This is a genomic window from Vibrio sp. 378, assembly GCF_033339435.1.
Genome location: NZ_JAWOUO010000852.1, coordinates 1 through 588 on the forward strand (window position 1 = coordinate 1; position 588 = coordinate 588).

General features: G+C 43.7%; 1 protein-coding gene. It reads left to right on the forward strand.

The window, feature by feature from the left end:
* Window positions 1–57: 57 nt before the first annotated feature.
* Window positions 58–465 carry a CBS domain-containing protein gene (locus R7Q48_RS29215; protein WP_005454537.1) on the forward strand — a complete coding sequence of 136 codons (408 nt, stop codon included), beginning with the start codon at window positions 58–60 and terminating at the stop codon, window positions 463–465.
* Window positions 466–588 lie beyond the last annotated feature (123 nt).

The window sequence follows — 588 nt, forward strand, 5'->3', positions numbered from 1 at the left end:
TGCCGTAGGTGTTGCGCATCAAGTCGAAACGTTGACCAAGGTGGTTGAGGATGAACTATGAGTAATCAAACGATAGTACGAGTAAGAGACGTCATGGCTGCTACTTACGTTATGGTAGATGGCCTGATGACCGTATACGAAGGCATTACTCTGGCAAAGAAATATCAAGTGAAAGCGCTGGTGGTCAAAAAGCGCGATGACAACGACGAATACGGCATTGTGTTAATGAATGATATTGCGAAGAAAGTGTTGGCAAATAACCGTGCCCCTCAGCGCACCAATATCTACGAAATCATGACTAAGCCTGCTTTGTGTGTCGATCCAGATATGAACGTTAAATACTGTGCTCGTCTGTTTGAGCGATTTGGGATCAGCCGCGCGCCCGTGATTGAAGATGGCGAAGTGATCGGCATGGTGAGTTACAACAATATCGTAATTAATGGCATGGTCAGAGAGGATGGCTAAACTGTGTAAGTAACATGCGTAATATTTTTCTCAAGTCAGCGACATGCGTCAATCTCTAAGATATTGATTATTAGTGATGTTGCATATATTTTCACAGGCGCTATTCTTTGTGCCCTAAGCATA

What these genes read in the sequence shown, in the direction of transcription:
- R7Q48_RS29215 (WP_005454537.1), top strand. Translation starts at nt 58, where the DNA reads ATGAGTAATCAAACGATAGTACGAGTAAGAGACGTCATGGCTGCTACT.